Origin of the sequence: Pararhizobium polonicum (assembly GCF_001687365.1) — a bacterium.
Lineage (GTDB): Bacteria > Pseudomonadota > Alphaproteobacteria > Rhizobiales > Rhizobiaceae > Pararhizobium > Pararhizobium polonicum.
In genome coordinates this window covers 164,011-190,470 of the sequence record NZ_LGLV01000015.1, presented here as the reverse complement: position 1 = coordinate 190,470, position 26,460 = coordinate 164,011, and the positions used below count along the sequence as shown (strand labels likewise).

Genomic DNA, 26,460 nt, shown 5'->3' with positions numbered 1-26,460 from the left:
AAACATCACAAAAGTTGATCGTTTTTCGGGCGTTAGCGCCCGAAATCGCCTCACGCCGCCTGCGCCAGATCATTGCCGTCTTGCGCCGTCGCGGGTGTGGGCCGCACCTTCAGAAAATAGATCACCACGGCGGCGGCCACGAAGACGGCGGCAAGCAGATAGGGGGCACCGGCGAAGGTGACGGTGGCCTGCGGCGCGGTGAAGGTGCTGAAGATCTGCGCGAACATCAGCGGCCCGAGGATCGTCGTGAAGCTGGAAATGCTCGACAGCGCGCCTTGCAGCTCCCCTTGCGCCGATGGCGGCACCTTGGCAGACGCAATGCTGCGCAACGGCGGATCGGCGAGTGCTTCCAGGCAGGTGACGAGGATGACGGCATAGACCATCCAGCCCTGGAAGGCGAAGGCATAACCGGCAAGGCCAAGCCCGGTGAAGATCAGGCCGACGGCACCGGCCTTCCATTCGCCCAGACGCGGGATCGCGCGCGGCAGCACGAAAGCCATGACCAGCGCGCCGCAGACACCGAAGATGCCGAGCGACAGGCCAATCTGCCCCTCGCTCCAGCCATAGCGGTAGGAGGAGACGAAGGACCAGACGGCCGGATAGACGGCATGTGCCTGCCAGAACAGGAAGAACACCAGAAGCACCCAGCCGATGCCGGGATAATTTCGCATCTGCTTCAGCGCGCCGAGCGGATTGGCACGCTTCCATTCGAAGCGGCGGCGGTTGTGGCTTTCCAGCGTTTCCGGCAGCAGGAACCAGGCGACCACGAAATTGAGGAAGGACAAGGCGGCAGCGCCATAGAAGGGAATGCGCGGGCCGAACTCGCCCAAAAGCCCGCCAAGCACGGGCCCGAGCGCAAAGCCCGTGCCGAAGGCGATGCCGATCAGCCCGAAATTCTTGGCGCGGTTGGTATCGTCGCTGACATCAGCGATATAGGCGGCGGCGGTCGAGAAGCTGGCGCCGCTGATGCCGGCCAGCACCCGGCCAACGAACAGCATCCAGTAGGTTGCCGCCAGTGCGCAGATCAGGTTGTCGAGCGCGAAGGTCAGCACCGAGGCCAGCAGGATCGGCCGGCGGCCGAAGCGGTCCGACAGGTTGCCGATCAGCGGCGCAAAGACGAACTGCATGGCCGAATAGACCAGAAGCAGCCAGCCGCCATCGACCGCCGCCGCGCTGATCGTATCGCCCGTCAGTTCCCGCAGATAGGCCGGCAGCACCGGCACGATGATGGCGATGCCCATGATATCGAGGAACAGGATGACAAAGACGAGGGACAGTCCGCGCCGCGCTGATTTGGGATCAATCATCGAACAAACCTCTCTTGGCATCCGGCCGCGGACGGATACAGAACGCGAACAGGAACCGGCAAATCGTCTGTATCGAAGTTTTCAGATCGAAACAATACGTGAACATTTCAATGTTCGTGATGATTGCTTCGGGAACATTGATGTGGGGGAGAGGCTATTGTCTCGGCCGGCTCTTCAGAAAATCGACGAAGGCCCGCAGCGGCGGCGGCATGTGCTTGCGGCTGGCATAATAGAGATAGGGGCCGGGAAAGTCCGGCATCCAGTCCTCAAGGATGGGCACCAGTTCGCCACGGGCGATCGCAGGCGCCAGGAACTCCTCGAAGGTGGCGATGATGCCGAGCCCGGCGATCGCGGCGCTGATTTCCAGCTCCAGCGTATTGGCGATGATGCGGGCCTTCGGCGAAATCCGGACAACCTCGTCGCCGCGCTCGAACTCCCACGAATGCATGGTGCCACTGGCAAAACGGTGACGGATGCAGGCGTGATCGAGGATGTCGCGCGGGTGACGGGGCTCGCCATGGGCCAGCAGATAGGCGGGCGATGCGGCGGTGACGAACCGCTGGCGGCGCGGGCCGATCGGCACCGCGATCATGTCCTTTTCCAGCCGTTCATCGTAGCGCACGCCCGCATCGAAGCCGGCGGCCAGCACGTCGATGAAACTGTCGTCGGCGCTGACCTCCAGCGTGATGCCGGGATAGGCCTTGAGGAAATCGGCGATGAGATCCGGCAGGACGGCGCGGGCAACGACGGTGGCGACATTCAGGCGCAGGGTTCCGGTGGCGGTGTCGCGAAAGCTGCCGATCCGGTCGAGCGCCAGGGCAACCTCACCGAGCGCCGGCGACAGCCGCTCCATCAGCTGTTCGCCCGCCTCCGTCAGGGTGACGCTGCGGGTGGTGCGGTTGAGTAGGCGCACGCCCAGACGTTGCTCGAGCCGCCGCAGGGCTTCGCTCAGCGACGATGCCGAGACGCCGCGCTTGCGGGCGGCGGCGCGAAAATTGCGCTCGCGCGCCACAGCGGTAAAGGCATCGAGGTCGGCCAGCGGCAGATCGGTCATTGTATGGTTTTCCAAACAGCTTGTGCGCCTTGAGACGGATTATCGCACAAAGCCTTTCGCGGTAAAACCTCATCCGGAACACGACACCGCAGTTGCAGCGGCGACAACAGGAGAAACGCCATGAAATATGTTCAGCTCGGCCAGACCGGCCCATCGGTCTCGACGCTCGGTCTCGGCTGCATGGGCATGTCCGGCATGTACGGTCCTTCCGGCCGGGCGGACGGGATCGCCACCATCCATGCGGCGCTCGATGCCGGCATCAACCTCATCGACACCGGCGATTTCTACGGCATGGGCCATAACGAGATGCTGATCGGCGAAGCGCTGAAGGGTATCGCCCGCGACAAGGCTGTCATCAGCGTCAAGACCGGCGCGTTGCGCGACGTTAGCGGTGGCTTCAACGGCATGGACAACCGCCCGGCGGCGCTGAAGAATTTCGTCGCCTATACACTGCAACGGCTCGGCGTCGATTATATCGACATCTACCGCCCTGCCCGGCTCGATCCGAACGTGCCGATCGAGGATACGGTCGGCGCCATCGCCGACATGATCCAGGCCGGTTATGTCCGTCATATCGGATTGTCCGAAGTCGGCGCAGACACCATTCGCCGCGCCGCTGCCGTGCACCCGATCGTCGACCTGCAGATCGAATATTCGCTGATTTCGCGCGGTATCGAGGATGCGATCCTGCCCGCCTGCCGCGATATCGGCATTGGCATCACCGCTTACGGCGTGCTGTCGCGCGGCCTGATCAGCGGCCATTGGCAGAAGGGCGACGGCCAGAGCAAGGGCGATTTCCGCGCCCACAGCCCGCGCTTCCAGGGCGAGAATGTCGACCGCAATCTCGCGCTCGTCGAGGCGCTGCGGGTGATCGCCGATGCCAAAGGCGTCTCGGTCGCACAGATCGCCATCGCCTGGGTGACGGCGCAAGGCAGCGACATCGTGCCGGTTATCGGCGCCCGCACGGTCGAGCGGCTGAGTGAAGCGCTGGGGTCGCAGGGCGTGCAATTGTCCGCCGCCGATCTCACCGCCATCGAAGCGGCGGTGCCGAAGAATGCGGCTGCCGGCGGCCGTTATCCCGAGGCGATGCTGGCGCATATGGACAGCGAGAAGTGAAGTCGACTTCCCCCCCGTTGAGGGGCTATCGCATATGGATTGCGCAGTATTGGCGCCGCTCTCCCTCTTCTCCCCAACGGGGAGACGTGTCGAGCAAAGCGAGACGATGAGGGGTGTCGCCGCATATTCTGAGCCAGCCGCCCCCTCATCCGCCCTCCGGGCACGTTCTCCCCGATGGGGAGAAGAGGGAGACTGCCGAGACGTTTGTGGACTACGACGGAGCGCCCACGCGATCACCGCACATAGACGATCTTGCCGCCGTTGAAGGCGGTCTGGACACCCGTGACATTGCGGAATGGAATGCCGCGTCTTTGCAGGATCGCCCGGATATCGGCATTGGAGCGTATCTCCTCCTGCCCGCGCGCATAGGTCTGCGCCGACGGATTGCGATAGGTCATCGGCACCTGCTGGAAATCGTCCGGGCCGATATAATCCCGGATGATGATGACGGTAACGCTGGTGCTCGCCTGCCGGGTCGAATGCGCCCTCTGGGCATGGGCGGTTTGTGCAAACGAACCGGCGCCAACGGCGGATAGAAGGGCGGCGGCCAGAACAAAGGTGGCGGCTTTCTTCACGGTCTTTCTCCTCACAAGATCAGCGGTTTCAGGTCCTTGCGCTGCATCGTCCTCGACGCGACGGTCACTTCACATAAATGATCTTGCCGCCGTTAAGGGCGGTCTGAATGGCCAGCACGTTGTACGGCCGGATATTCCGGCGCTCCAGAGAGGCCCTGATGACCGGATTGGTGGCGATTTCGTCTTGCGCGCGCGCCAGCGTGGCCGCCGACGGATGGCGGTAGATCACCGGCACCTGATCGTCATCGTGATGGCTGGGCCGCAGGATGATCACGGCAATGCCCGGCTCCGAAGGCCTGCCGAAAAGAATGGTGCCGAGCGTCTCGGTGGCGCTCGCGGGGGCCGCCGCCGACAGGGCCAGCGCGATTGCCGCGAGGGCGATAAATTTCCGCATGCTATTCTCCTTCACTGCCGTTCAACGTTCGGCACTGCCGTCCAGCGTTCAGCCGGCCTTACGCCGGCGTGCCGCCGCATTCAGGAGAGATATAGGTTGCCGCGTTGCTTTTGCGATCCGCCGCCTTGCGACGGTGGACAATTTTTCGCGCATACGGGCCATCATGGGCCTGCCACGAGGAGAAAACAGCCGGCGCACCGGAACGAGGTGCGCCGGCGGCCGGTCAGATATTGCCGTTGAACGTATCGCAGGCGGACAGCTTGCCGCTGTCGAAGCCGCGCTTGAACCAGGTCGAGCGCTGCGCCGACGTGCCGTGGTTGAAGCTCTCGGGAACCACGTAACCCTGGGTGCGCTTCTGCAGCGTGTCGTCGCCGATCTGGGTGGCGGCATTCAGCGCCTCTTCGAGATCGCCCTGATCCAGCAGACCCTTCTGCTGGGTATACTTGCCCCAGATACCGGCGAAGCAATCCGCCTGCAGTTCGACGCGCACCGACATCTGGTTGGAATCGGCCTCGCTCATGCGCTGGCGCTGGGCGTTCACCTTCGGCAGGATACCGAGCAGGTTCTGCACGTGATGGCCGACCTCGTGGGCGATCACGTAGGCCTCGGCGAAATCGCCGGCCGCATCGAAGCGCTGCGCCAGTTCGTCGAAGAAGGCCATGTCGAGATAGACCTTCTGGTCGCCCGGGCAATAGAATGGGCCGCTGGCCGAGGATGCCATGCCGCAGGCGGAATTGATGCCGTCACGGAAGAGGACGAGTTTCGGTTCGACATAGGTCTGGCCGCTCGCCTGGAAGATGCCGTTCCAGGTGTCTTCGGTTTCGGCCAGCACCGTGGCAACGAAGGCCTTGGTTTCTTCCTCCTGCGCCGAGCCCTGCGGTGACCGCGTCTGGCTCTGCTCGACACCCGGCGAACTGACCTGGCCGCCGTCCATGATCTGCAGCATGTCGATGCCCATCATCTTGAGCACGAAATAGATGACGACAAGGAAGATGATCGTGCCGATGCTCATGCCACCGCCACGGCCACCGCCGCCTGTCGGAAGGCGGAAGCCGCCGCCGCGCCCGAACGGATTGCCGCCCATGCCGCCCTGGACCGGACCGGCTCCGCGTTCGTCCTCGATATTGCCCGACTGGCGGCGACCCTTCCATTCCATACTGCAATCTCCCCGTCCCGGCCTCTGGCGGCCGTCTCATCGTTTCCAGACCATATAACGCGCCAGTTGCGATTTTGTACAAGGTCAAAACAACAAAGTTTTTCACCCCCAAAAAGAGCGGATCGGCCGTTGGCAGCCGGCCATCGCGCATGCCACTATGACCGTACTTGTTTTGGGAGGAACGGTGACATGAAGGCCATGCGTCTGGAATCGATCGGCAATCTTTTCGTGCGCGAGGTTGAAAAACCCGTTCCGGGGCCGGACGATCTTCTGGTCCGCGTCGAGGCCTGCGGCATCTGCGGCACCGACCGCCATCTCCTGCACGGCGAGTTTCCCTCGACGCCGCCGGTCACCCTCGGCCACGAATTCTCCGGCATCGTCGAGGCGATCGGCAGCGGCGTCAAAGGCTTCAAGCTCGGCGCGCGGATCACCGGCGATCCCAACATTTCCTGCGGCCAATGCCCGCAATGCCAGGCGGGCCGCGCCAATCTCTGCCGCAACCTGAAGGCCATCGGCATCAGCCGCGACGGCGGTTTCGCCGATTATGTCATCGTCCCGCAGAAGCAGGCCTTCGAGATTCCACTCAGCCTCGACCCGAACCACGGGGCCTTCTGCGAGCCGCTGGCCTGCTGCCTGCACGGCATCGACATGGCACAGATCAAGGCCGGCTCCTCCGTCGTCGTGCTCGGCGGCGGCGTCATCGGGCTTTTGACGGTGCAGCTGGCACGGCTGGCGGGTGCCACCACCGTCATTCTCTCCACAAGGCAGCAAGCCAAGCGGACGCTGGCAGAAGAACTGGGCGCCACGGCCAGCGTCGATCCCTCCGCCAGCGATATCATCGCGCGGATCACGGGGCCTGACGGGCTCGTTCCGGGCGGTGTCGATGTGGTGATCGAATGTGCCGGCGTTGCCGAAACGGTCGAACAGGCACCCCGGCTTGCCAAGGCCGGCGGCACCGTTGTCATCCTCGGTGTCATGGCACAGGGCGAGACGGTCCGCATCGAGCCGTTCGATATTCTCTTCCGGGAGCTGCGCGTGCTCGGCTCCTTCATCAACCCCTTCACCCACCGCCGCGCGGCCGATCTGGTGGCATCCGGCGTGATCAACGTCGAGAAGCTGATCTCGCGAACAATCACGCTGGAGGAGGCGCCGGAGGTGATCCGCAATCCGCCTGCGGCGGGAGAGGTAAAGGTGCTGGTGGTCGCAGCATCGCGGTAAAATCCGGCCTTCAGCCTGCGGCCGTCCGTCTTCCGGCACCCGATTTAAAGAAACCGGGCCACGAAGCGTGCTATGATGGTCGATGGGCAATCGATGTCCGGAAGGAATCTATCCGATGATCGTGAAAGACATGAGCAGCGAGAACTGCGCCGACGTCCTGTCGCGAGGCCATATCGCCCACCTGGCCTGCGCCAGGGACAACCGGCCCTATGTGGTGCCGATCCAGTATGTTTTTGAATCTCCCAGCCTCTACAGCTTTTCGATGCCGGGGCAGAAAATCGACTGGTTGAGGACCAACCCGAACGTCTGCGTCCAGGTCGGCGAGATCAAGGACAACGAGGACTGGCAAAGCGTCGTCGTCGAGGGCCGATATGAAGAATTTCCGGACGACGCGCAATGGCACGATGAACGGCTTCACGCCTGGTCCCTCCTGGAAAAACGGGCAAGCTGGTGGGAGCCGGGAGCCCTGAAGCCCGGCGCGGCCGCTACCGGTGAAAAGGCGATGGCACCGGTCTTTTTCACCATCCACATCGACAGCGTGACCGGCCGGCAGTCATCCGTCGCCGATACGTAAGACGACCATGTTCAGAAGATGACCGGAACCGTTAAGCCGCTTCAGGCAACCGCGCGCTGAAGGTTGCATGCGTGATCGACACGGCCGTTCCGGTTGCGTCCGATACCGTTTCTATCTGTGCGTCAAGCTGCTTGACCAGCGCCTGCACGATGGCGGTCCCCAGTCCGCCGCCGGACTTGGCGTCCGGCACGGTCTCTTTTCCGACGCCGTTGTCGGAAACGACGAGCTTCCAGTTGCTGCCGTTCACGTCGTAGGACACGACGATGGATGCTTCGGGATTGAGGGCAGGAAAAGCATATTTGATGGCGTTGATGACCAGTTCGGTGACGATGAGGCCGAGGCTGACAGCCTGGTCCGAACCGATCCGGCCGATTTCAGCCGACACCTTGATCTCAATCGGCTGGCTCTCGCCCGTCATCGAAGAGCCCAGGCTGCTGCACAGCGTCGACAGATAGGAGCCGACCTCGATCTGGTCGATACCGCCGGTCACGTGAAGATGGCGCTGAACCTCGGCAACCGACATCACCCGTTGATGCGCATCCTGCAGATCGCGGCGCGTCTCCTCCGATGTCACCGCGCGAGCCTTCAGCAACAGGATGCTGGCAATGATCTGCAGGCTGTTGGCGACACGATGCTGCATCTCCTGAAGCAGGACGCCCTTCTGGCGCAGCAGTTCCTCGGTCCGTTCATGCAGGAGGTCCTTCTCGCGCTCGATCGCGCGGCGGGCGCTGATATCGGTGAAGGCGAGCAGGATCGTCGTACCGGAACCCTCGCCATAGACCACCTGCCGCGCGTTCAGCAGCATGATTCTCTGGCCGAGACCGGGAAAGTCATACTCGACCTCGAAACCGTTCATGGCGGTCTGCGCCGGAATGATCGTTTCCAGCAGCAGGCGCAGCGCCGGTATGTCCCATTGGCCATCGCCAAGCGTATAGAGCAGTTGGCCATACGTATCCTCGGCATTCACCTTGAATGTCTCATAAAAGGAGCGGCTGGCGGCCAGCACGTGGAAGCGCTTGTCGAGAACGAGAAGCGGATCGTGGATCGTATTGACGATTGCCTGCGCAAGCATTCGCGCGTCTTCGAGATTCTCAAAATTGATCATGTGGTCGTGCCCGTTCCGGACTTGCCGGCTGCCTCTTCAAGCGAGGGAGCCCGTACCCGGGCAAACCCTACACCCTATCGTCGTCCCCGTCCCCCTCCATCTGGGGCCACCGCAAAATTCACGCTCCGGACAGCACTGATGTTTTGCCACAGTGAAACGGTAATCGCGGCCACCAGCGGGATCTCAGCGACACGGGCACCCAGTCCAGCCCGTTTTCGCCATTCCCGTCAATGCGGTAGAGGCGGTAGGGATATTCGACATGTGTGAACACAGCAGTCAGCCCTCCGCACCAAATAGGTGAAGGCTAAATGACCGGCAACACGACAGGCTTCCGTCTTCACTTTTCCTGTCGAAACCTGCATTTTCGGGGTTCCGCTCCCCCTCACATTTCCCTATAAGCCGCTTCTAGCCTGAAAAGATCAAGCATGCGCGCCCCGGCCGGTGATATCCCACCCTGGCCGGTTTTTCGCGCAAGCTGAAAAAGCGGATAGAGACCATGCCAAAGCGCCAAGACATTAAATCGATCCTCATCATCGGTGCGGGACCGATTGTCATCGGCCAGGCCTGCGAGTTCGACTATTCCGGCACACAAGCGTGCAAGGCGCTGAAGGAAGAGGGGTACCGGGTCATCCTGGTCAACTCCAACCCGGCGACCATCATGACCGATCCCGACATGGCGGACGCGACCTATGTCGAGCCGATCACGCCTGAAGTGGTCGCCAAGATCATTGCCAAGGAACGCCCGGATGCGCTTTTGCCCACCATGGGCGGTCAGACGGCGCTCAACACGGCTCTCTCCTTGAAAAGAATGGGCGTGCTCGACCGCTACAATGTCGAGATGATCGGCGCCAAGCCCGAGGCCATCGACATGGCTGAAGACCGGGCGCTGTTTCGCGAAGCCATGTCGCGCATCGGGCTGGAGACGCCCAAGTCGCTGCTGGCCAACGCCACCGAGATCAAGGATATCGACCGCAAGCTGCATGTCGCCGAGCGCGACAAGCTGAAGGCCTCTCTCTCGGGTGCCGAACTCGACACCGCGCTGGACGATCTGGAAAACACCTGGAACCTCGGCGAGACCGACCGCAAGCAGCGCTACATGAGCCACGCCATGGCGATCGGCGCGCAGGCGCTCGATACCATTGGCTTGCCTGCGATCATCCGCCCGTCCTTCACCATGGGCGGCACCGGCGGCGGTATTGCCTATAACCGCTCGGAATTCTTCGAAATCATCGGTTCCGGCCTCGACGCCTCGCCGACGACCGAAGTGCTGATCGAGGAATCGGTGCTCGGCTGGAAGGAATACGAGATGGAAGTGGTCCGCGATACGGCGGACAACTGCATCATCATCTGCTCGATCGAGAACATCGACCCGATGGGCGTGCACACCGGCGATTCGATCACGGTTGCCCCTGCCCTGACGCTGACCGACAAAGAATACCAGATCATGCGCAACGCCTCGATCGCGGTTCTGCGCGAGATCGGCGTCGAGACCGGCGGCTCCAACGTGCAGTTCGCCGTCAACCCGGAAAACGGCCGCCTCGTCGTCATCGAGATGAACCCGCGCGTCTCGCGCTCGTCGGCGCTGGCCTCCAAGGCCACCGGCTTCCCGATCGCCAAGATCGCCGCCAAGCTCGCCGTCGGCTACACGCTGGACGAACTCGACAACGACATCACCGGCGGTGCGACGCCTGCTTCGTTCGAACCCTCGATCGACTATGTCGTCACCAAGATCCCGCGGTTTGCCTTTGAAAAATTCCCGGGCGCCGGCACGACACTGACGACCGCGATGAAGTCGGTCGGCGAAGTCATGGCCATCGGCCGCACATTTGCCGAATCGCTGCAAAAGGCGCTGCGCGGCCTCGAAACCGGCCTCACCGGCCTCGACGAGATCGAGATCCCCGGTCTTGAAGAAACCGGCGACAACCACAACGCCATCCGTGCCGCCATCGGCACGCCGACGCCGGACCGCCTGCGCATGGTCGCCCAGGCGCTGCGCATGGGCATGTCGGAAGCCGACGTGCACGACGGCTCGAAGATTGATCCGTGGTTCATCGCCCAGTTCAAGGCGATCGTCGACATGGAAGCGCGCGTGCGCGAGCACGGCCTGCCGGATGACGCCGAAAACCTGCGCATGCTGAAGGCCATGGGCTTTTCCGACGCACGCCTGGCGACGCTCTCCAAGAGCCGACCGAAGGAAGTGGCCGAACTGCGCAACCGTCTGAACGTGCGCCCCGTCTACAAGCGCATCGACACCTGTGCTGCCGAATTCGCCTCGCCGACCGCCTATATGTACTCGACCTACGAGACACCGTTCGATGGAGCCGCCCGCTCGGAAGCGCAGATTTCCGACAAGAAGAAGGTCGTCATCCTCGGCGGCGGTCCCAACCGCATCGGCCAGGGCATCGAGTTCGACTATTGCTGCTGCCACGCCGCCTTCGCACTGAAGGATGCCGGCTATGAAGCGATCATGGTGAACTGCAACCCGGAAACGGTCTCGACCGACTACGACACCTCCGACCGCCTCTATTTCGAGCCGCTGACCGCCGAAGACGTGATCGAGATTCTCCGCGCCGAACAGGAAAACGGTGTGCTGCACGGCGTCATCGTCCAGTTCGGCGGCCAGACGCCGCTGAAGCTGGCCGAAGCGCTGGAAAAGAACGGCATTCCGATCCTCGGCACGGCTCCCGACATGATCGATCTGGCTGAAGACCGCGACCGGTTCCAGAAGCTTTTGATGAAGCTCGACCTCAACCAGCCGAACAACGGCATTGCCTATTCGGTCGAACAGGCCCGCCTCGTCGCATCCGAAATCGGCTTCCCGCTGGTCGTGCGCCCGTCCTATGTTCTGGGTGGCCGCGCCATGCAGATCATCCATTCGGAATCGATGCTGCAGACCTATCTGCTCGACACCGTTCCGGGCCTCGTTCCCGAAGACATCAAGCAGCGCTACCCCAACGACAAGACCGGCCAGATCAACACGCTGCTCGGCAAAAACCCGCTTCTGTTCGACAGCTACCTGACCAACGCCGTCGAAGTCGACGTCGACGCGCTGTCCGATGGCGAGACGGTGTTCGTCTCGGGCATCATGGAGCATATCGAGGAAGCCGGCATTCACTCGGGTGACTCGGCCTGCTCGTTGCCGGTCTACTCGCTGTCCGACGAGATCGTCGACGAACTGGAGCGCCAGACCAAGGCGATGGCCAAGGCGCTGAACGTCGGCGGCCTGATGAACGTCCAGTACGCCATCAAGGACGGCACGATCTACGTGCTGGAAGTCAACCCGCGCGCCTCCCGGACCGTGCCCTTCGTGGCGAAAACCATCGGCGCGCCGATCGCCAAGATCGCCGCCCGCATCATGGCCGGCGAAAAGCTCGACGACGCCATTGCCGCCTATGGCAAGAAGCCGGATCCGCGCAAGCTGAACCACATCGCCGTCAAGGAAGCCGTCTTCCCGTTCGCCCGCTTCCCCGGCGTCGACATCCTGCTCGGCCCGGAAATGCGCTCGACCGGCGAAGTCATCGGCCTCGACACCGATTTTGCGCTGGCCTTCGCCAAGGCCCAGCTCGGCGCCGGCGTCGACCTGCCGCGTGAAGGCACGGTGTTCGTGTCGGTGCGTGACGAGGACAAGGAACGCGTCCTGCCCGCCATCCGCCACTTGACCGAGATCGGCTTCAAGGTACTGGCAACCGGCGGCACCGCCCGCTTCCTCGGCGAAAACGGCATCACCGCCACCAAGATCAACAAGGTCCAGGAAGGCCGTCCGCATATCGAGGACGCCATCCGCAACCGCCAGGTCCATCTGGTCATCAACACGACCGACAGCTCCAAGGCGATCTCGGACTCGAAATCGCTGCGCCGCGCGACGCTGATGCAGAAGGTGCCGTATTATACGACGATGGCGGGTGCGGAAGCCGCCGCCCGGGCGATCAAGGCGCTGAAGGCCGGAAGCCTTGAGGTCCGGACGTTGCAGAGCTATTTCTGAGCCAATCGGCGATGGGATCGGTGATCCGGCGCGCAGACCCACAGTCCGCCCTGGCGGAGTTTATGTAGATTGCGGTCGGACACGATGGCGTTAGGCAAACTGGCATACAGACCCGAGATCGATGGCCTGCGTGCAATCGCCGTCTTGAGCGTCATGATCTATCACGCGAACCTCGGCTTTCTCGGCGGAGGGTTTGTCGGCGTCGATGTGTTCTTCGTGCTTTCGGGGTTTCTCATTTCCTCCATCATCCTGGAGGAAGGCGCGCAAGGGACGTTTTCGCTTCTCTCGTTCTACAAGCGCCGGGTGCTGCGCATTTTTCCCGCGCTCCTCGCCATGCTGGTGGTGTGCCTGGTCGGCGGATGGCTCTGGTTTCCGCCCGTGGACTACAGGCGGCTGGCTGGCGCCACCATGGCGGCGATTGGCTCCTATTCGAACATCTATTTTTACAGGGAAGCCGATTATTTCGCACCGGATGCGATCACGCAGCCGTTGCTGCATACATGGTCGCTCGGTGTGGAGGAACAGTTCTATATCGTCGCACCCTTTCTTCTGCTTGCCGTCCTGCGCTTCCCGCGTGCGCGTCTGACCGGTTTCCTGCTGCTCTTTTTTGCATCTCTGGCGTTTTCATCCGTTTCGCTTTTCCATAATCCCCCGCTGTCGTTCTATATGTTGCCTTCCCGTGCGTTCGAACTGATGACCGGGGCGGCGCTGGCTCTGGGGCTCGTTCCGCCGCTGAAAAATTCCCGTCTTGCGGAAGTGGAGAGCCTGACCGGACTGGCGCTCATCCTCATCAGTGCTGCCGTCTATACCGATGCCACCGATTTTCCAGGCCTTGCCGCATTCGTTCCCTGTTTGGGAACGGCGCTCGTGATCCATGCCAACACAGCCGGACGCACGATGACCGGCCACGTTCTTTCGACGGCTCCATTCGTCTTTTTCGGGAAGATATCCTATTCCCTCTATCTCTGGCACTGGCCGTTCCTCGCTTTCGCGATCTTCCGGTACGGCGCAGCCATCGGGCCTGTGGAAAGGATCGCTCTCCTTGCGGCAGCGACGCTCGTCTCGGTGCTGTCCTATGCGTTGCTCGAGCAGCCGGCGCGCCGGCGCGGTGCGCGGCTGCCGGCGACACATGTCATTGCGCTCGGAGTGGCCGCCATTCTCGCCTGCCTTCTGGTCACCAAGATCATCAGGCACGGCGACGGGCTACCGGGGCGCCTGCCGCCCGCAGCCACAGATTTCGTCGCCGCGAATCCGGTGCGCGTCAATCTGGCAAATATCTGCGTCAACACCACCCAGGCGCTGCCCGATAACGCGGAAAGAATGGATTGCACGATCGGCAAACCGAATACGCCGGAAACGTTCCTGCTGATGGGCGATTCCCACTCTGAAGCCCTTGCCGGCGGGCTTGCGGCAATCGCGTCGGCCAACGGCATGGCAGGCCACCTGCTGACGCGCGGCGGTTGCCCGCCTCTTCTCGATCTGGAACGTCTGTCGGTCCCCTTTTTCAACGACTGCGTCGAGCGCTTTTCCCGCATGGCGACGCTGCTCGGGCCGAATGCGATCACCACCGTGATCCTGCACGCACGCTGGGCGGTCTACGACACGGGACATCCGACAGCGAACGAACCGCAGGAACACCTGAATTCCCTGGGTGATGGCGATCCCGGCACGAACCGCAAGGTCTTCCAGGCCATGCTGAAACAAACGGTCGAAACCATCAGGGCAACCGGGCGCCGTGTGGTCATCATCGCCCCCGTTCCCGAAGCTGGCTTCAACGTTCCCCTGGAGATGACGAAGGCGCTGATGCGCGGCGAGGATGACCGCTTTCCGATTGAGCGGCCAATATTCGACGCCCGTCAAAAGGATGTCCTATCGTTTCTTGCAAGCCTCGGTGCCATCGATGGGGTAAAGGTCCTTTATCCGCATACACTGCTATGCGACGAAAAGCAGTGCCGGACGAGCACCGGGGGAAAGGCGCTCTATATCGATGACGACCATTTGAGCCCTGCCGGAATAGCGCTGATCGAACCGCTTCTCAGAGACGCAATCTTAAAATAGAAGATCAATATCCCGGTCCCTATCCGTTCGACCCCGTCGATTGCGCATCGCCCACGATTAGAAGGCCGGGCGCCAGCGGTAACCTTTCGAAGTTGCTGGACCGAATTGCGCAACTGCACCGGCGTCAGCAGATGGGGCGTCCGTGAGCGCGTCCCATCCGTCATCCGGAAAACTTAGAATTTGGCCTCGGTACGGGCAAGACGGGCCGTTCTCAGGGCGAACAGCACCGCAGTGGCGGCGACCGCGCATCCGGTTGCAAACACCAGCAGCATTGCATTGCGCATCGTCGCCTCGGACGCGGCCGCGCCGAACCCCATGATATTGGCGACAAGGCCGAAGACGGCGGCACCGATGGCATAGCCGGCCGATTGCAGGGTCGGCAGCATGGCCGATGTCCGGTCGCGCTCCGCATCGGTGGACACATCCATCATCAACTGGCTGAGCGTACCCCAGGAGATGCCGAAGCCGGCGCCGATCATCACCTGCCCGGGCAGCACGAGCCAGAGCGTGCCGGTTGCGATTGCGATCATCACGGCCGCAAGCCCCGCCAGGAGCAGAACCGGGCCCATCAGCATGATCCGGTTGCGCAATGCCAGCGACCGCAGGGTGGCAACGCCGATGGCGCTCAGACTCCAGGAGATCGCCATGACCGCGCTGAGCGCCCCTGCCGCGGTCGGCCCGAGCCTCCAGAGATGCTGCAGGCTATAGACGAGGAAGACCGATCCCGCCGCCTGCGCCAGCGGCATCAGCAGGATCACCCAAAGCCCCGTTCCCAGTGCCTTGCGGACGGTGAAAGCAGCCCCGGGCAAGACCGGATTGGCTGAACGCCGGTCGAGGCAGACGACCGCGACAAGCACCACGGCAGCCCCCGCCAGCAACGAGGCCATGAACGCTGCTCCGCCGGCGATACCCGACAGGGAAATCATCAGGATCCCGGCCCCGGCCGCGGCCAGCCGGGCAAAGGGGATGGGCGACACCTGCCCTGAGCCGGAAACGCCGCGCGGAACGATGGCGAGCACAAGGGCGATGAAGATGGCCGCAGCGGGAATGCTGACGAAGAAAGCAGCACGCCAGGAAAAATGCTCCGTCAGTCCGCCGGCAACCAGCGGCCCGGAAAAGGCGGCCATGGCCCAGACGATCGCTTCGGCACCGAAAACTTTCGGAACCAGGCGGGAGGGGAAAAGCTCGGGGATCAGCGCATAGCAAAGCGCGGCGACAATGCCCTCGCCCGCCCCCTGCAGCAGACGCCCGCCCAGCACCTGCATCATATCGGTGGCGCAGGTTGCCAGCACGGTGCCCGCGACGAACACCGTAGCGGCCGCGAGAAGCGTATTCCTGGCGCCGAATCGCTGTTTCAGATTGGCCGCCACCAGACCGCCGATAATCGCGAAGACGAGATAAAGGGTGAAGGCCCAGGACAGGAGGGCGGCGCCACCGAGCTCTTCCACCGCCGTCGGCAGGGCCGTGGAGATGAAGAACTCATTGAAGGCGAACAGGGCAACGCCAAGGCAAAGCGTGATTATCGAGGCAAGGTAACGCGGCTGCAGCAATTCGCCCCAACCGGCTGACCGCTCCGCGCCGCCGGTCATTGTCTCGTCCATAGAGGGGGTATTTTCAATCGTCATGCTTCCGTCTCCAATGAGGAAGCGAGACTGTTACAACCTCAAGCGCGGTTGAGGTAAAGCACTATTTTACGATTTCATATTTTTAACGGTTCGAGACATGCCGGTTCATGCGGCCTCGCTTGCCTTGCATCCCCCGGGTGCATCGAAAAGATTGCGGCCGATAGCCACCGCCGCATCCAGATGGAACTGTGCATCCAGCGTTTCGGATGGAAGCAGCAACGTGGAGGTCGCGACACATGCGCCGCAATAGTCGAATATTCCGTGATCGATCTGGGTCTTCATGGCGCTGGAATAGCCATGCCGCGCATAGGTTTGCGCATTGGCGCCGCCGATACCGACGAGATGAACCCGCAGGTGGCGAAGCCTCTTCACCGGCTTGATATCCGGGCCCTCCTCGTAAGCCCAGCCATTGGAAAAGACACGGTCGATCCATCCCTTGAGAAGCCCCGGCATGGACCACCAGTAGACGGGGAAAACCAGCACCAAGGCATCGGCGCGGTCAATCCTCGCCTGCTCGGCGGCAACATCGGCAGAAGCCGGCACCTCCCGGCGATGGAGAGCCAGATCGGCCATGGTGAATCTCGGATCGAAACCTTCCGCCGCAAGGTCGGCGATCTCAACGGAATGACCGGCGCCGGACAGCGAGACGCCATCGGCAACATGCGCGGCGACGCTATGGCTGAGTGATTTGGGATCCGGATGGGCGACAACGATGAGCGCATGCATGGGAAAAACTCCTGCTGATGGACGCATTGCGGACGAAGGCCGCAGCTTGTATACTTTTAGTAAGTTACTTTTGGTATATAACGAATGTCAAGCACCGAGACGAAAAAACAGGCTTCCCCTGCGCAACCGCGCCGCCGGCTGTCGCGCGAAGAGCGGCACCGCCAGCTTCTGGACGTCGCATGGCGGGTGATCCGGGAAGACGGAACGGAGGCCTTGACGCTCGGACACCTTGCCGAGCAGGCGGGCATCACCAAACCCGTCGTCTACGACCATTTCACCACGCGCCCGGGACTGCTGGCGGCGCTCTATCAGGAATTCGACGCGCGCCAGACCATGCTGATGGACGCCGCGCTTCAGGCGAGCGAGCCGAGCTTGAAGGGCAGAGCCTTGGTCATTGCGTCGTCCTACATCGAGTGCGTGCTTCTCCAGGGACGGGAAATCCCCGGCATCATCGCCGCACTGGCAGGTTCACCCGAACTTGCAAGGATCAAGCGTGCCTACGAGGCAGTCTTCATCGAGAAATGCCGGGTTGCACTGACGCCATTTTCCGGCGCCGCCCCCCTCCCACCGGCCGGTCTCTGGGCCATGCTCGGCGCGGCAGAGGCCCTGTCCCATGCCGCCACGACCGGGGATATCACCGCCGCGCAGGCGCAGGACGAGCTCTTTGAAACGATTGTCGCGATGGTTGGCAGAAGCACACGCGACAGCACGCTCCATGCAATCGGCGTTTAGATCGCCACGGGTGATGTCTGTTTCACGGGAGCCCCGTGTCGAGGCGCCGAACGGGCGGTCAGGACAGACGCGAGATTCATGCTTTCTTAAACATGAATCCCACTCGTAAAACTTTAACTGTCTTGCTGCCCAATTCCGGCCCTAACAATCCGGCCACGATAACAATCGTGTATCCGGGGATGTGACGATGCTCGATATCTTTCGTGGATTGCAAAAGATATGTCTCATGAAAATGGCTCTCGCATTTTGGCCGGCCATAGCCATGGCGCAATCAAAGCCAGACAATGAAATGTTCGATCCGGCCGAGGTCATCACCGGAATTCAAATAAGCCTTTCAGTGTGCAAGGAAATGGAGGCTCGCCAGACAGCCGTTTGGGTGACAGTCGAGGGCAAAGGATATTGCCTCAGATACTATGCAGCCGGGCTCAACCAAGAAGGCGAGAACCGCGTGGTCGCCGCGTGGATGCCGGGGGATGTCATGGGTGGTCCGAAAAGTGTCGGCCATCAAAAGGGGCTCGGCGTCGCCTCAATGATCGCACAGTCAAAGTCCCTGTCCGACCGCTATGGTGTCCCTTGGATTTTCATCGCCCGACCGGGCAGCTATGGCAGCGCCGGCAAGCATTATGACATCAGGCATACACCTCTGGAGGCCAAGCTGATGGCTGCTCAGATCGACGCTCTGAAAGCCCGCTACCATATCGGTCGCTGGGCATTGGGAGGACACAGCGGAGGCGGCACGCTCGCTGCCGAGTTTCTTGCCCGGCGCGACGATCTTCAATGTGCAGTTCTGTCCTCAGCCGCTGCCGCATATCGGGAACGATTGAAGCGGCGCGGATTCTCCAAGCGATTGAAAACGGAGGTATTTTTCGATCCCTACGATGCACTGGATAAAATACCCGAGCAACCCGATCGCCGGATATTTGTGCTGGCTGATCCGCGGGAAACGAATATCCCCTTTTCGACCCAGAAGCTCTATTTCGATGGGTTGAAATCGCGAGGGCACGCGGCATGGATGCTGGCGCTCAAAAAGGCGCTCGCTCCCAAATATCACAGCCTTGTCGACTTCGGTGAGGCTGCTACCGGACTGTGCGCCAACGGGACGGAGACAAATGCAATTCTGCAGACATTGCAGGCAATGCCTCCACAATCCAATCGGGTCACGAATTGACTGACCCGAAACCCATGACGTATCAACCGTCGATACATGGCCCGCGCCGATCCCGAACCGCCGATCATCGACTGATTTCTCCGGCCTTGTGGCCTCAACGCTGCCGCGAGACGCCGCAGACCTCCCCGGATACAATTTCCGCTGGTTTTGGCCGGGGACGGGCTTCCCCCGGCTTGCACCCGTCTCCGAATAATCTGGCTTTTGCACTCCGCTTTCTGCTATAAGCGTCGTTCAAATGTTTCTCACGGTTCCGGGGTTAACGCTCCGGTGACCGTTTTCTTTTGTGCTAAGCCTGCCTGAAGCGGGCCAAGCATGGACTATGAAGGACAGTGAAATGGTCGAAAAAGTACCGATGACTCAGAGCGGATTTGCCAAGCTGCAGGAAGAACTGCGCTGGCGCCAGCAGGAAGAACGCCCGCGGATCATCGAAGCAATTTCCGAAGCACGCGCCCATGGCGATCTCTCTGAAAATGCGGAATATCACGCGGCCAAGGAAGCCCAGAGCCACAACGAGGGTCGTATCGGCGAGGTCGAGGACTATGTCGCCCGCGCCGAAGTCATCGACCTGTCGAAGATGTCGGGCTCGAAGATCAAGTTCGGCGCCACCGTCAAGCTGATCGACGAGGACACCGAAGAAAACAAGACCTACCAGATCGTCGGCGACCAGGAAGCCGACGTGAAGCAAGGCCGCATCTCCATCTCCTCGCCGATCGCCCGCGCGCTGATCGGCAAGGAAGTCGGCGATTCGATCGAAGTCGTCGCTCCCGGCGGCTCGAAGGCCTACGAGATCCTCGCGATCAACTGGGGCTGATCCCCGGCATGTGCATTAAAAAGCCCGGACGGCGCGCAAAGCTGCCTCCGGGCTTTTTCTGTTAGACGACGAGAAGGATTGCCAAGCGTGGACGATATCAGCGACGTCGAGATCATCGCGCCGAATTTCAAGCGCCGCCTCTCCGGCGTCACCTCCACCATCATCCAGCTTGTTCCGGTGCAGCGCGCGCTCGGCCAGAAGGTGGCCACCCTCGGCCCCGGCCTGCCCGACACCCTGCCCCATATCGGTTATTCGGCACTTCTGCAGCTCTGGAGCCGCCCGAAAAACCGTGGCCTTCGTGTCTGGCATGCGCGGCGCAACATCGAGATGCTGCCGGCGATTTTTCTGCGCGACATCCTGCGCATGAAACTGAAGATCGTCTTCACCTCCGCCTCGCAGCGCAAGCATTCCGGCTGGACCAAATTCCTTGTCCGGCGGATGGACGCAGTGATCGCCACCAGCAACCGCACGGCCGCCTATCTGGAGGTGCCGAGCACGACGATCATGCACGGGATCGATACGCAGCGCTTCTTTCCGGCCACAGACAAGGCTGCCGCCAAGGCGGCACTTGGCCTGCCGGCGGACAGGCAGATCGCCGGCTGCTTCGGCCGCGTGCGCCACCAGAAGGGCACCGACCTCTTCGTCGACAGCATGATCAGCCTTCTGCCACAACGGCCGGACTGGATCGCCATCGTCGCCGGCCGCGCGACGCCGGCCCATGTTCCGTTCGAAAACGAGCTGAAGGACAAGGTCAAGCAGGCGGGCCTCGCCGACCGTATCCTGTTCGTCGGCGAACACACCAACATTCCCGACTGGTACCGGGCACTCGACCTGTTCATCGCGCCGCAGCGCTGGGAGGGCTTTGGCCTCACCCCGCTCGAGGCGATGGCGACACAGGTGCCGGTGGTGGCGACCGATGTCGGCGCCTTCTCCGAACTGCTGGTGACGGGGCAGGACGAGACCGGCATTCTGATTCCCGCCAACGAACTGGCCGCCATGACGGATGCCGCCTCCCTGTTCATGGACGATCCTGAGCGAACGGAACTGGCCGGCGAACGCGGTCTGGCGCGCGCCATGGCCAGCTTCAGCATTCAAGGCGAAGCGTCGAGTATCGGCGCCGTCTACGAGACGCTGCTGTCTGAGGCGATTTCCGCCTGATCGCCGACTATACATCTGTCGCCAGCGCCCCCTCATCCGCCCTATTGGGCACCTTCTCCCCGTTATGACGGGGAGAAGGAACAAGCGGCGAACTCCGGACAAATTCCCTCTCCCCGCTTGCGGGGAGAGGGCTAGGGTGAGGGGTTGGCGGAGGGCAATATCCGCGATCTGCCCAACGGAAAGGCCGACAAAATCTACGGCTTGCGCTTGAACAACTCGATATAGGCGTTGGCCACGGCATCCTCCGAAAATTGCCCCATCAGGGTTTCGTGGCCACCCAGCGCGACGCGATCCGCCAGTTGCTTGTCGTTGATCAGCCGCTCGATCGCCCTGCTGAAACCATCCGTATCGCCGATATCCACCAGCAATCCGTTTTCACCGTCGCGCATGAACCAGGTCGGGCCTTCGGAGCGGCTGGAAACGACCGGCTTTTGCTGCGCCCAGGCTTCGAGGATGACATTACCAAGCGGCTCGTGGCTCGACGGCATGACGAAGATGTCGGCGGCCGCCACGTAAGGACGCGTATCTTTCTGCCAGCCGAGAAAGCGGACGCGATCGGTAACGCCGAGATCGGCGGCCAGCTTGCGGACGTTCTCCATTTCCTCGCCGTCGCCGGCAAGCCAGAGATAGACGCCGGGCAGCTTTGCAACGGCTTCGGTCAGCAGCGCAAAGCCCTTGCGCGGTACGAAACGTCCCATCGACATGACGACGGGCGCATCCGCCGGCGTGTCGAGGCTCTTCCGGTCGGCGGGTGTGACGCGTTCGGTATTGGTGAAATTGGAGATGATCTCGACGCCGCGCGTCCAGCCGATCTTGCGCACATGCTCGCCGATCCCCGGCGTGTTGCAGACCAGCACGTCGGTGTTCTTGAAATAGCTGAGATTGGTCGGGTAATCGCCAAGCCGCGAAATCTTGATGCAGCCCTTGTAGTTCGGCATCAGCCGGCTTGCCCGCGTCGCCCAGGAAAACAGCGCATCCGGCTTTTCCGTTCGCGCCATCTGCATGACCTTCAAGGGCAGTAGGATACGATCCGGCGAAAGATTGCGAAAATTGCTTTCGATCAGCCGGGCATGCGGCTCGATGTCCTTGCGCCAGAGACGATCCGGACGGATGACGGCGGTCTGCTCGACGCCGCGCCGCCCCAGCGCGTTGACGAGATGGACAAAGAAGCGTTCGGCGCCGCCATCCTTGCCGAAGTGATAGTGCATGACCTTCATGACGTCCTCATTTGCCGCGGCGATCGCGTTCCATGTCGTCGAAATTCGGCTTCCGCTGCAGCGCGTGCCGCTGATAGATCTTGGCCGCCGTCAGGAAGGCGTAGACGCCGCCGGTCGCAGCCTCGATGAAGCCGGGAAAGCCGCAGCGCCACAGGCCATTGCGAAAATAGAGCCGGAAAAAATAAAGCGGCGGACTGAACAGCATCTTCCAGGGACGCGGCGGTTTGCCGGCCGCAAACTGTTGATCGGCCTTCAGGGTCGAATACTTGTTTTCCTTGAGGATTTGTTCGTCGATGATCAGCGGGCGGTAGTGCAACAGACTGCCGGTTGCGGCCGCCTCGACCTTGCCATCCGGCACGATACCCTCATGGACCTTCTGGCTCAGATCATAGGCGCCCCTGCCCTTGCGGATCAGCCGCAGGTTCTTGCGCTCGCGCACCTTGTCGGGCGTATAACCGTAGCCGATCAGGTAGGGCCGGCGCGCAACCCGCCAGCCGACGGTGTCCGCCGGGGCTTCGATCAGCGACGGCAGCAGCGCCTGCAACGGCTCGTCCAGCCGCTCGTCGGCATCGATATTCAGGCACCAGGGCTGGCTGCACTGGTCAAGCGCGAACTGCTTCTGGCCGGCATAACCGCGCCAGGGCTCGAACAGGAAACGGATCGGCCAGCCCTTGTCGATATAGGACTGCACCAGCGCCGCCGTACCGTCGGTCGAACCGGAATCGACGATGACGATTTCGGCGCAACTCTCCAGGCTCTCGATGCAATTGCCGAGATAGGCTTCCTCATTCAGGCAGATGATGAAGGCGGAGAGCGGGAGATTTGTCATTCGGACGCAGGTTCCGTTTTGGCGTATCGCGACATCAAGATCGACGGCCACAATCGGCCAATCAATATTTCATGGCACGGTACTTCGCCTTGAAGCGATGATGTAAGCGCTTTTTGTTCAGACCGTGCCAATGAAAGATGCGTGGCTTCAACAGGCTTTCGTCGGCCGCACTCTCGGAACGCTTCTTCATCTTGTCACGGATGCTTTCGTTTCGCACGTTGAACTCGAACGGCAATGTATGCATGCGTACATCACTGTGCCAAACGGCGATGCGGAAGGATGGCTGATCCTGGCCAAGACTGCCTTCCATATTCGCATAGAAATGCGTGCGCCAGCTTTCGAAGAAAGCCTGCATTTTCTCGGATTTTCGATAGAGAAGAACGCCGGTGTTGAATTCAGAAAAACCGTAGGGAATGGCGGCGTAGTCCGGTATCTTGTTCGACCAGCGGCTGCTCTTACGGGCGTGATCATGAACCGCGGCCATGTCAAAACGATCGAGAATATCGAACATATCCGTAATGTCGCGCACGACTTCCGTGTCGCTGTCGAGGAACAATGTGTAATCGTAGGGCGAATCCGGAATGAAATCCACCTTAGCGAATTTGTGGGTCGGCTTGATGAGCACCACTGAATCGAAAACAGCGTGCGCGACCGGCAAATCGGTAAAGATGGTGATGCCGAGTGAAGGGGAATGGCGCTTTACGGAACTGGCGGAAAAGAGTGCCTCATCGACATATTTTTGCCCGAACGCAACATAGATGATACCCTTTTTTGTCAAAGCACATTCCTCAGCTTGAAGCCATTTTCAGCGGTGTTCCGATCGATCGGACGGTTCACCCGGCTAGAGAAGCGATGAATCCTTGACCTGCCGGATCGTCAGCATCGTTCGCACGGTGTCCACGTTCTCCGTGGCTGTGAGCTCTTCAATAACGAAATCCTGAAAGCTCGCAAGGTTTTCGGCAACGCATTGCAAGAGAAAGTCGGACTCGCCGGAGACCATCCAGGCTTCGCGCACCAGCGGCCAATTGGCCGTCTGCTTGGCAAACGCCTTGAGATTGGCATCCGACTGATGCTTGAGGCCGACCATGCAGAAGGCAACCAGATCATAACCAAGCGCCGGGGCATTCAACAGGGCACGATAGCCGCGGATAATGCCGGCCTCCTCCAGCTTGCGCACGCGCCGCAGACAGGGCGGCGCCGATATGCCGACGCGTTCGGCGAGCTCGACATTCGTCATCCGCCCGTCATTCTGGAGTTCGCGCAGAATTTTCATATCGATAGCATCAAGTTCGACGCGCATCACCATGGTTAAACTTCCCGTTTCCTGACGTCTGGAGGCTGCCACCGCGGCGGCATCCGCAACTTCCGCTCTCTACCAGATCGAGTGCATGAAGCCGCGCTCGATCAACTGTTGCGGCGAAGAATATTTCACGGTGCCCTCATAGACGAAATCGAGATCGCCCGTCTTTTCGATGGCCGCCAGTATCCGCCGGTATTCCCGTGCATCTCCAAAATATTGCTGGTCCGCAACAGCGTCCTTGGTTTTCTCCCGGTAGTCGGCAAAAAATTTGAAATGCAGCAGGACTGCGGAAATCGGATAGAAATTGCGCTCGAATGGCAGCGGCTGATGGATACTGACGCCGGTGCTGCAAGTTTCATCCCAAAACATCAAAGGATACTTCATCAGCTCCAATTCAGAAGCGAACTTGCGGCGGCGCGGCCCTCCGAACAAACTGAGAAAGCGTTTGGTTTTCTCGATCACATAGCCCTCGCCGTCGAAACAGTCAGCGACCTCCCAAGGCATCATCGCGTCGTTTCCGTCAAAACGGGATGCATCGACCGAACCGCCTGGATACATATCGATCATGGGAGCCGCAAACCGCCTGATATCCCTGCTTTCGAGATGCGAAATCAATTCCGCCAGCGGTTTGTCGTAACATTGCTCATAGACAAGATATTCGTCTGAATCGATACTCACGTACCAGCGTTGCTTGCCGTAGCGGGCAAACAGCGCTTCTCTCCAGAGACGCCCGCGTTTTGCCTCCTTGAAGCGCGTGTCGGCGCTCCAAACATCGACGTCCGGCTGCTCGCAGAGAAACTCCCGGGTGCCGTCGGTCGAGCGATCATCGACGCATATGAAACGGGTCACTCCCAATTTTCGATAGTGCTGCAGCAGAGACCGCATGAATTTGAGATCGTTGTGCGTGATGAAGACAAGAGGAATATCCTGCTTCTCAAGTGGCCGAAAATCATGGGGATGCAACTGGGAGAGCCCCGTACGCTCCCCGCCCGCATCTTTTCTGCGCCGTGATGCGACGCGCCTCGTTTCAAGACGGGTGCGGATTTTTTCGAGGACGTTTCGGCCGTAGTCGAAAGCCTCTGCAGACGCGAAGGGATATGAAAAAGGGCGTTTTGCCAAACCGGTTTCTCTCGCAACGACAAAGCATTGTCACAGGGCTCGTCGGTAACACGTATTAGGATGGAAAAACGAGGGCATCTGCGCGCGTCATGCACAAAAACCTCGCTGAACCGGGGCAATCAGGCAACACACCTGTGTGTATCAGCGGCCCTGCCCTTGAAACAGGGCGGCGGAAATCCCTAAACTAGAAGAGGATTTTCTCATCTCATGACGAAGCCGGACGATATTATACCGTCCCGGCCATCGAAGGACCCGGACCATGACTGCCCGACACACCAAAGTTCTCATCATCGGCTCAGGCCCGGCCGGCTACACCGCCGCCATCTATTCGGCGCGTGCCATGCTCAATCCGGTCCTGATCGCCGGCATGGAACAGGGCGGCCAGCTGATGATCACCACCGATGTCGAGAATTATCCGGGCTATGCCGATCCGGTCCAGGGCCCCTGGATGATGGAGCAGATGCTCAAGCAGGCGACCCATGTCGGCGCCGAGATCGTCAATGACCTCGTAACCGACGTCGATATCTCGGCGCGTCCGTTCCGCCTGAAGACCGACAGCGGCACCGACTGGACAGCCGATGTGCTGATCATCGCCACCGGTGCCAAGGCCAAATGGCTCGGCATCGAGAGCGAACCCGCCTTCATGGGCTTCGGCGTTTCGGCCTGCGCCACCTGCGACGGTTTCTTCTATCGCAACAAGGATGTGATCGTGGTCGGCGGCGGCAATTCGGCCGTCGAGGAAGCGCTCTACCTGTCGAACCTTGCCAAGACCGTGACCGTCGTGCACCGCCGCGATCATTTCCGCGCTGAAAAGATCCTGCAGGAGCGGCTGTTTGCCAAGGAAAACGTTGAGATCATCTGGGATCACGAAGTCACGGAATATACCGGTGCTGCGGCCAAGCCGCCGATGCCGGCCTCGGTCAGCGGCGTCAAGCTGCGCAACACAAAGACCGGCGCCACCAGCGAGATGCCGATCGACGGTGTGTTCGTAGCGATCGGCCATGCGCCGGCGGTCGAGCTTTTCAAGGACAAGTTGCGCCTGAAGCCGAACGGCTACCTCTGGACAGCACCCGATTCGACTGCCACTGATGTGGCTGGCGTCTACGCGGCTGGCGATGTGACCGACGATATCTACCGTCAGGCGATCACGGCTGCCGGCATGGGCTGCATGGCAGCGCTCGAGGCGGAAAAATATCTGGCGGGCCATATGCCTGTCGCAATTGCGGCCGAATAGAA

The 26,460-nt window shown here is 61.2% G+C and carries 23 protein-coding genes; 10 read left to right on the top strand and 13 right to left on the bottom strand.

Features of this window, described 5'->3' with window-relative positions; translation table 11 throughout:
• Positions 1 to 50 precede the first annotated feature (50 nt).
• Both ADU59_RS22935 and ADU59_RS22930 read right to left on the bottom strand, forming a co-directional pair.
• On the bottom strand, positions 51 to 1,307 hold the full coding sequence (locus ADU59_RS22935; RefSeq protein ID WP_068956894.1) for a TCR/Tet family MFS transporter: 1,257 nt from the start codon (positions 1,305 to 1,307) through the stop codon (positions 51 to 53).
• Positions 1,308 to 1,461: 154 nt separating this feature from the next.
• Positions 1,462 to 2,361 (bottom strand): LysR family transcriptional regulator, encoded by a 900-nt coding sequence (locus tag ADU59_RS22930; RefSeq protein ID WP_068956892.1) that lies wholly within the window; start codon positions 2,359 to 2,361, stop codon positions 1,462 to 1,464.
• A 120-nt stretch (positions 2,362 to 2,481) separates the two neighbouring features.
• Between ADU59_RS22930 and ADU59_RS22925 the strand changes: the two genes are divergently transcribed.
• Positions 2,482 to 3,477, top strand: coding sequence for an aldo/keto reductase (locus tag ADU59_RS22925; protein WP_068956890.1), 996 nt, complete (start codon positions 2,482 to 2,484; stop codon positions 3,475 to 3,477).
• A 233-nt stretch (positions 3,478 to 3,710) separates the two neighbouring features.
• Here the strand turns inward: ADU59_RS22925 and ADU59_RS22920 are convergent, their stop codons facing one another.
• From ADU59_RS22920 to ypfJ, 3 genes are all read right to left on the bottom strand, one after another.
• On the bottom strand, positions 3,711 to 4,052 hold the full coding sequence (locus ADU59_RS22920; protein ID WP_068956888.1) for a hypothetical protein: 342 nt from the start codon (positions 4,050 to 4,052) through the stop codon (positions 3,711 to 3,713).
• Between the two features lie 64 nt (positions 4,053 to 4,116).
• Positions 4,117 to 4,446, bottom strand: a complete 330-nt coding sequence (locus ADU59_RS22915; RefSeq protein ID WP_068956886.1) for a hypothetical protein — start codon at positions 4,444 to 4,446, stop codon at positions 4,117 to 4,119.
• A gap of 223 nt (positions 4,447 to 4,669) precedes the next feature.
• Positions 4,670 to 5,602, bottom strand: a complete 933-nt coding sequence (gene ypfJ / locus ADU59_RS22910) for a KPN_02809 family neutral zinc metallopeptidase (RefSeq protein ID WP_068956884.1) — start codon at positions 5,600 to 5,602, stop codon at positions 4,670 to 4,672.
• A gap of 189 nt (positions 5,603 to 5,791) precedes the next feature.
• Between ypfJ and ADU59_RS22905 the strand changes: the two genes are divergently transcribed.
• Both ADU59_RS22905 and ADU59_RS22900 read left to right on the top strand, forming a co-directional pair.
• Positions 5,792 to 6,820, top strand: coding sequence for a zinc-dependent alcohol dehydrogenase family protein (locus tag ADU59_RS22905; protein ID WP_068956882.1), 1,029 nt, complete (start codon positions 5,792 to 5,794; stop codon positions 6,818 to 6,820).
• Between the two features lie 115 nt (positions 6,821 to 6,935).
• Positions 6,936 to 7,394 (top strand): pyridoxamine 5'-phosphate oxidase family protein, encoded by a 459-nt coding sequence (locus ADU59_RS22900; protein ID WP_068956880.1) that lies wholly within the window; start codon positions 6,936 to 6,938, stop codon positions 7,392 to 7,394.
• Positions 7,395 to 7,425: 31 nt separating this feature from the next.
• Here ADU59_RS22900 and ADU59_RS22895 read toward each other — a convergent pair whose 3' ends face one another.
• Complete coding sequence (locus tag ADU59_RS22895; protein ID WP_068956878.1) at positions 7,426 to 8,499, bottom strand: sensor histidine kinase; 1,074 nt, start codon at positions 8,497 to 8,499, stop codon at positions 7,426 to 7,428.
• A gap of 496 nt (positions 8,500 to 8,995) precedes the next feature.
• Between ADU59_RS22895 and carB the strand changes: the two genes are divergently transcribed.
• Positions 8,996 to 12,481 carry a carbamoyl-phosphate synthase large subunit gene (gene carB, locus ADU59_RS22890; RefSeq protein ID WP_068956875.1) on the top strand — a complete coding sequence of 1,162 codons (3,486 nt, stop codon included), beginning with the start codon at positions 8,996 to 8,998 and terminating at the stop codon, positions 12,479 to 12,481.
• An 84-nt stretch (positions 12,482 to 12,565) separates the two neighbouring features.
• Positions 12,566 to 14,539: an acyltransferase family protein gene (locus tag ADU59_RS22885; RefSeq protein WP_068956873.1), complete on the top strand. Its 1,974-nt coding sequence runs from the start codon at positions 12,566 to 12,568 to the stop codon at positions 14,537 to 14,539.
• A 173-nt stretch (positions 14,540 to 14,712) separates the two neighbouring features.
• Here the strand turns inward: ADU59_RS22885 and ADU59_RS22880 are convergent, their stop codons facing one another.
• Positions 14,713 to 16,128, bottom strand: a complete 1,416-nt coding sequence (locus tag ADU59_RS22880) for an MFS transporter (protein ID WP_068956982.1) — start codon at positions 16,126 to 16,128, stop codon at positions 14,713 to 14,715.
• A 141-nt stretch (positions 16,129 to 16,269) separates the two neighbouring features.
• Positions 16,270 to 16,890 (bottom strand): NAD(P)H-dependent oxidoreductase, encoded by a 621-nt coding sequence (locus ADU59_RS22875; RefSeq protein WP_068956871.1) that lies wholly within the window; start codon positions 16,888 to 16,890, stop codon positions 16,270 to 16,272.
• Positions 16,891 to 16,974: 84 nt separating this feature from the next.
• On the opposite strand from ADU59_RS22875, the gene ADU59_RS22870 reads away from it, so the two are divergent.
• From ADU59_RS22870 to ADU59_RS22855, 4 genes are all read left to right on the top strand, one after another.
• Positions 16,975 to 17,622 carry a TetR/AcrR family transcriptional regulator gene (locus ADU59_RS22870; RefSeq protein ID WP_068956869.1) on the top strand — a complete coding sequence of 216 codons (648 nt, stop codon included), beginning with the start codon at positions 16,975 to 16,977 and terminating at the stop codon, positions 17,620 to 17,622.
• Between the two features lie 187 nt (positions 17,623 to 17,809).
• Entirely contained in the window at positions 17,810 to 18,790 is a 981-nt protein-coding gene (locus tag ADU59_RS22865; protein ID WP_068956867.1) for an alpha/beta hydrolase family protein, read from the top strand.
• 334 nt (positions 18,791 to 19,124) lie between these two features.
• Entirely contained in the window at positions 19,125 to 19,601 is a 477-nt protein-coding gene (gene greA, locus ADU59_RS22860; protein ID WP_037098620.1) for a transcription elongation factor GreA, read from the top strand.
• An 87-nt stretch (positions 19,602 to 19,688) separates the two neighbouring features.
• Complete coding sequence (locus ADU59_RS22855) at positions 19,689 to 20,759, top strand: glycosyltransferase family 4 protein (RefSeq protein ID WP_068956866.1); 1,071 nt, start codon at positions 19,689 to 19,691, stop codon at positions 20,757 to 20,759.
• Positions 20,760 to 20,953: 194 nt separating this feature from the next.
• Here the strand turns inward: ADU59_RS22855 and ADU59_RS22850 are convergent, their stop codons facing one another.
• From ADU59_RS22850 to ADU59_RS22830, 5 genes are all read right to left on the bottom strand, one after another.
• Positions 20,954 to 21,976 (bottom strand): glycosyltransferase, encoded by a 1,023-nt coding sequence (locus tag ADU59_RS22850; protein ID WP_068956864.1) that lies wholly within the window; start codon positions 21,974 to 21,976, stop codon positions 20,954 to 20,956.
• A gap of 7 nt (positions 21,977 to 21,983) precedes the next feature.
• A complete protein-coding gene (locus ADU59_RS22845; RefSeq protein WP_068956862.1) occupies positions 21,984 to 22,805 on the bottom strand; it encodes a glycosyltransferase family 2 protein in 822 nt (273 codons plus the stop codon).
• 61 nt (positions 22,806 to 22,866) lie between these two features.
• Positions 22,867 to 23,583 (bottom strand): glycosyltransferase, encoded by a 717-nt coding sequence (locus ADU59_RS22840; protein ID WP_068956860.1) that lies wholly within the window; start codon positions 23,581 to 23,583, stop codon positions 22,867 to 22,869.
• Positions 23,584 to 23,646: 63 nt separating this feature from the next.
• A complete protein-coding gene (locus tag ADU59_RS22835; protein WP_083198390.1) occupies positions 23,647 to 24,111 on the bottom strand; it encodes an Lrp/AsnC family transcriptional regulator in 465 nt (154 codons plus the stop codon).
• Positions 24,112 to 24,177: 66 nt separating this feature from the next.
• The gene (locus ADU59_RS22830; RefSeq protein WP_068956978.1) at positions 24,178 to 25,149 is read right to left on the bottom strand and encodes a glycosyltransferase family 2 protein; all 972 of its coding nucleotides are present in this window, start codon (positions 25,147 to 25,149) and stop codon (positions 24,178 to 24,180) included.
• Between the two features lie 334 nt (positions 25,150 to 25,483).
• On the opposite strand from ADU59_RS22830, the gene trxB reads away from it, so the two are divergent.
• On the top strand, positions 25,484 to 26,458 hold the full coding sequence (gene trxB, locus ADU59_RS22825; protein WP_068956858.1) for a thioredoxin-disulfide reductase: 975 nt from the start codon (positions 25,484 to 25,486) through the stop codon (positions 26,456 to 26,458).
• Positions 26,459 to 26,460 lie beyond the last annotated feature (2 nt).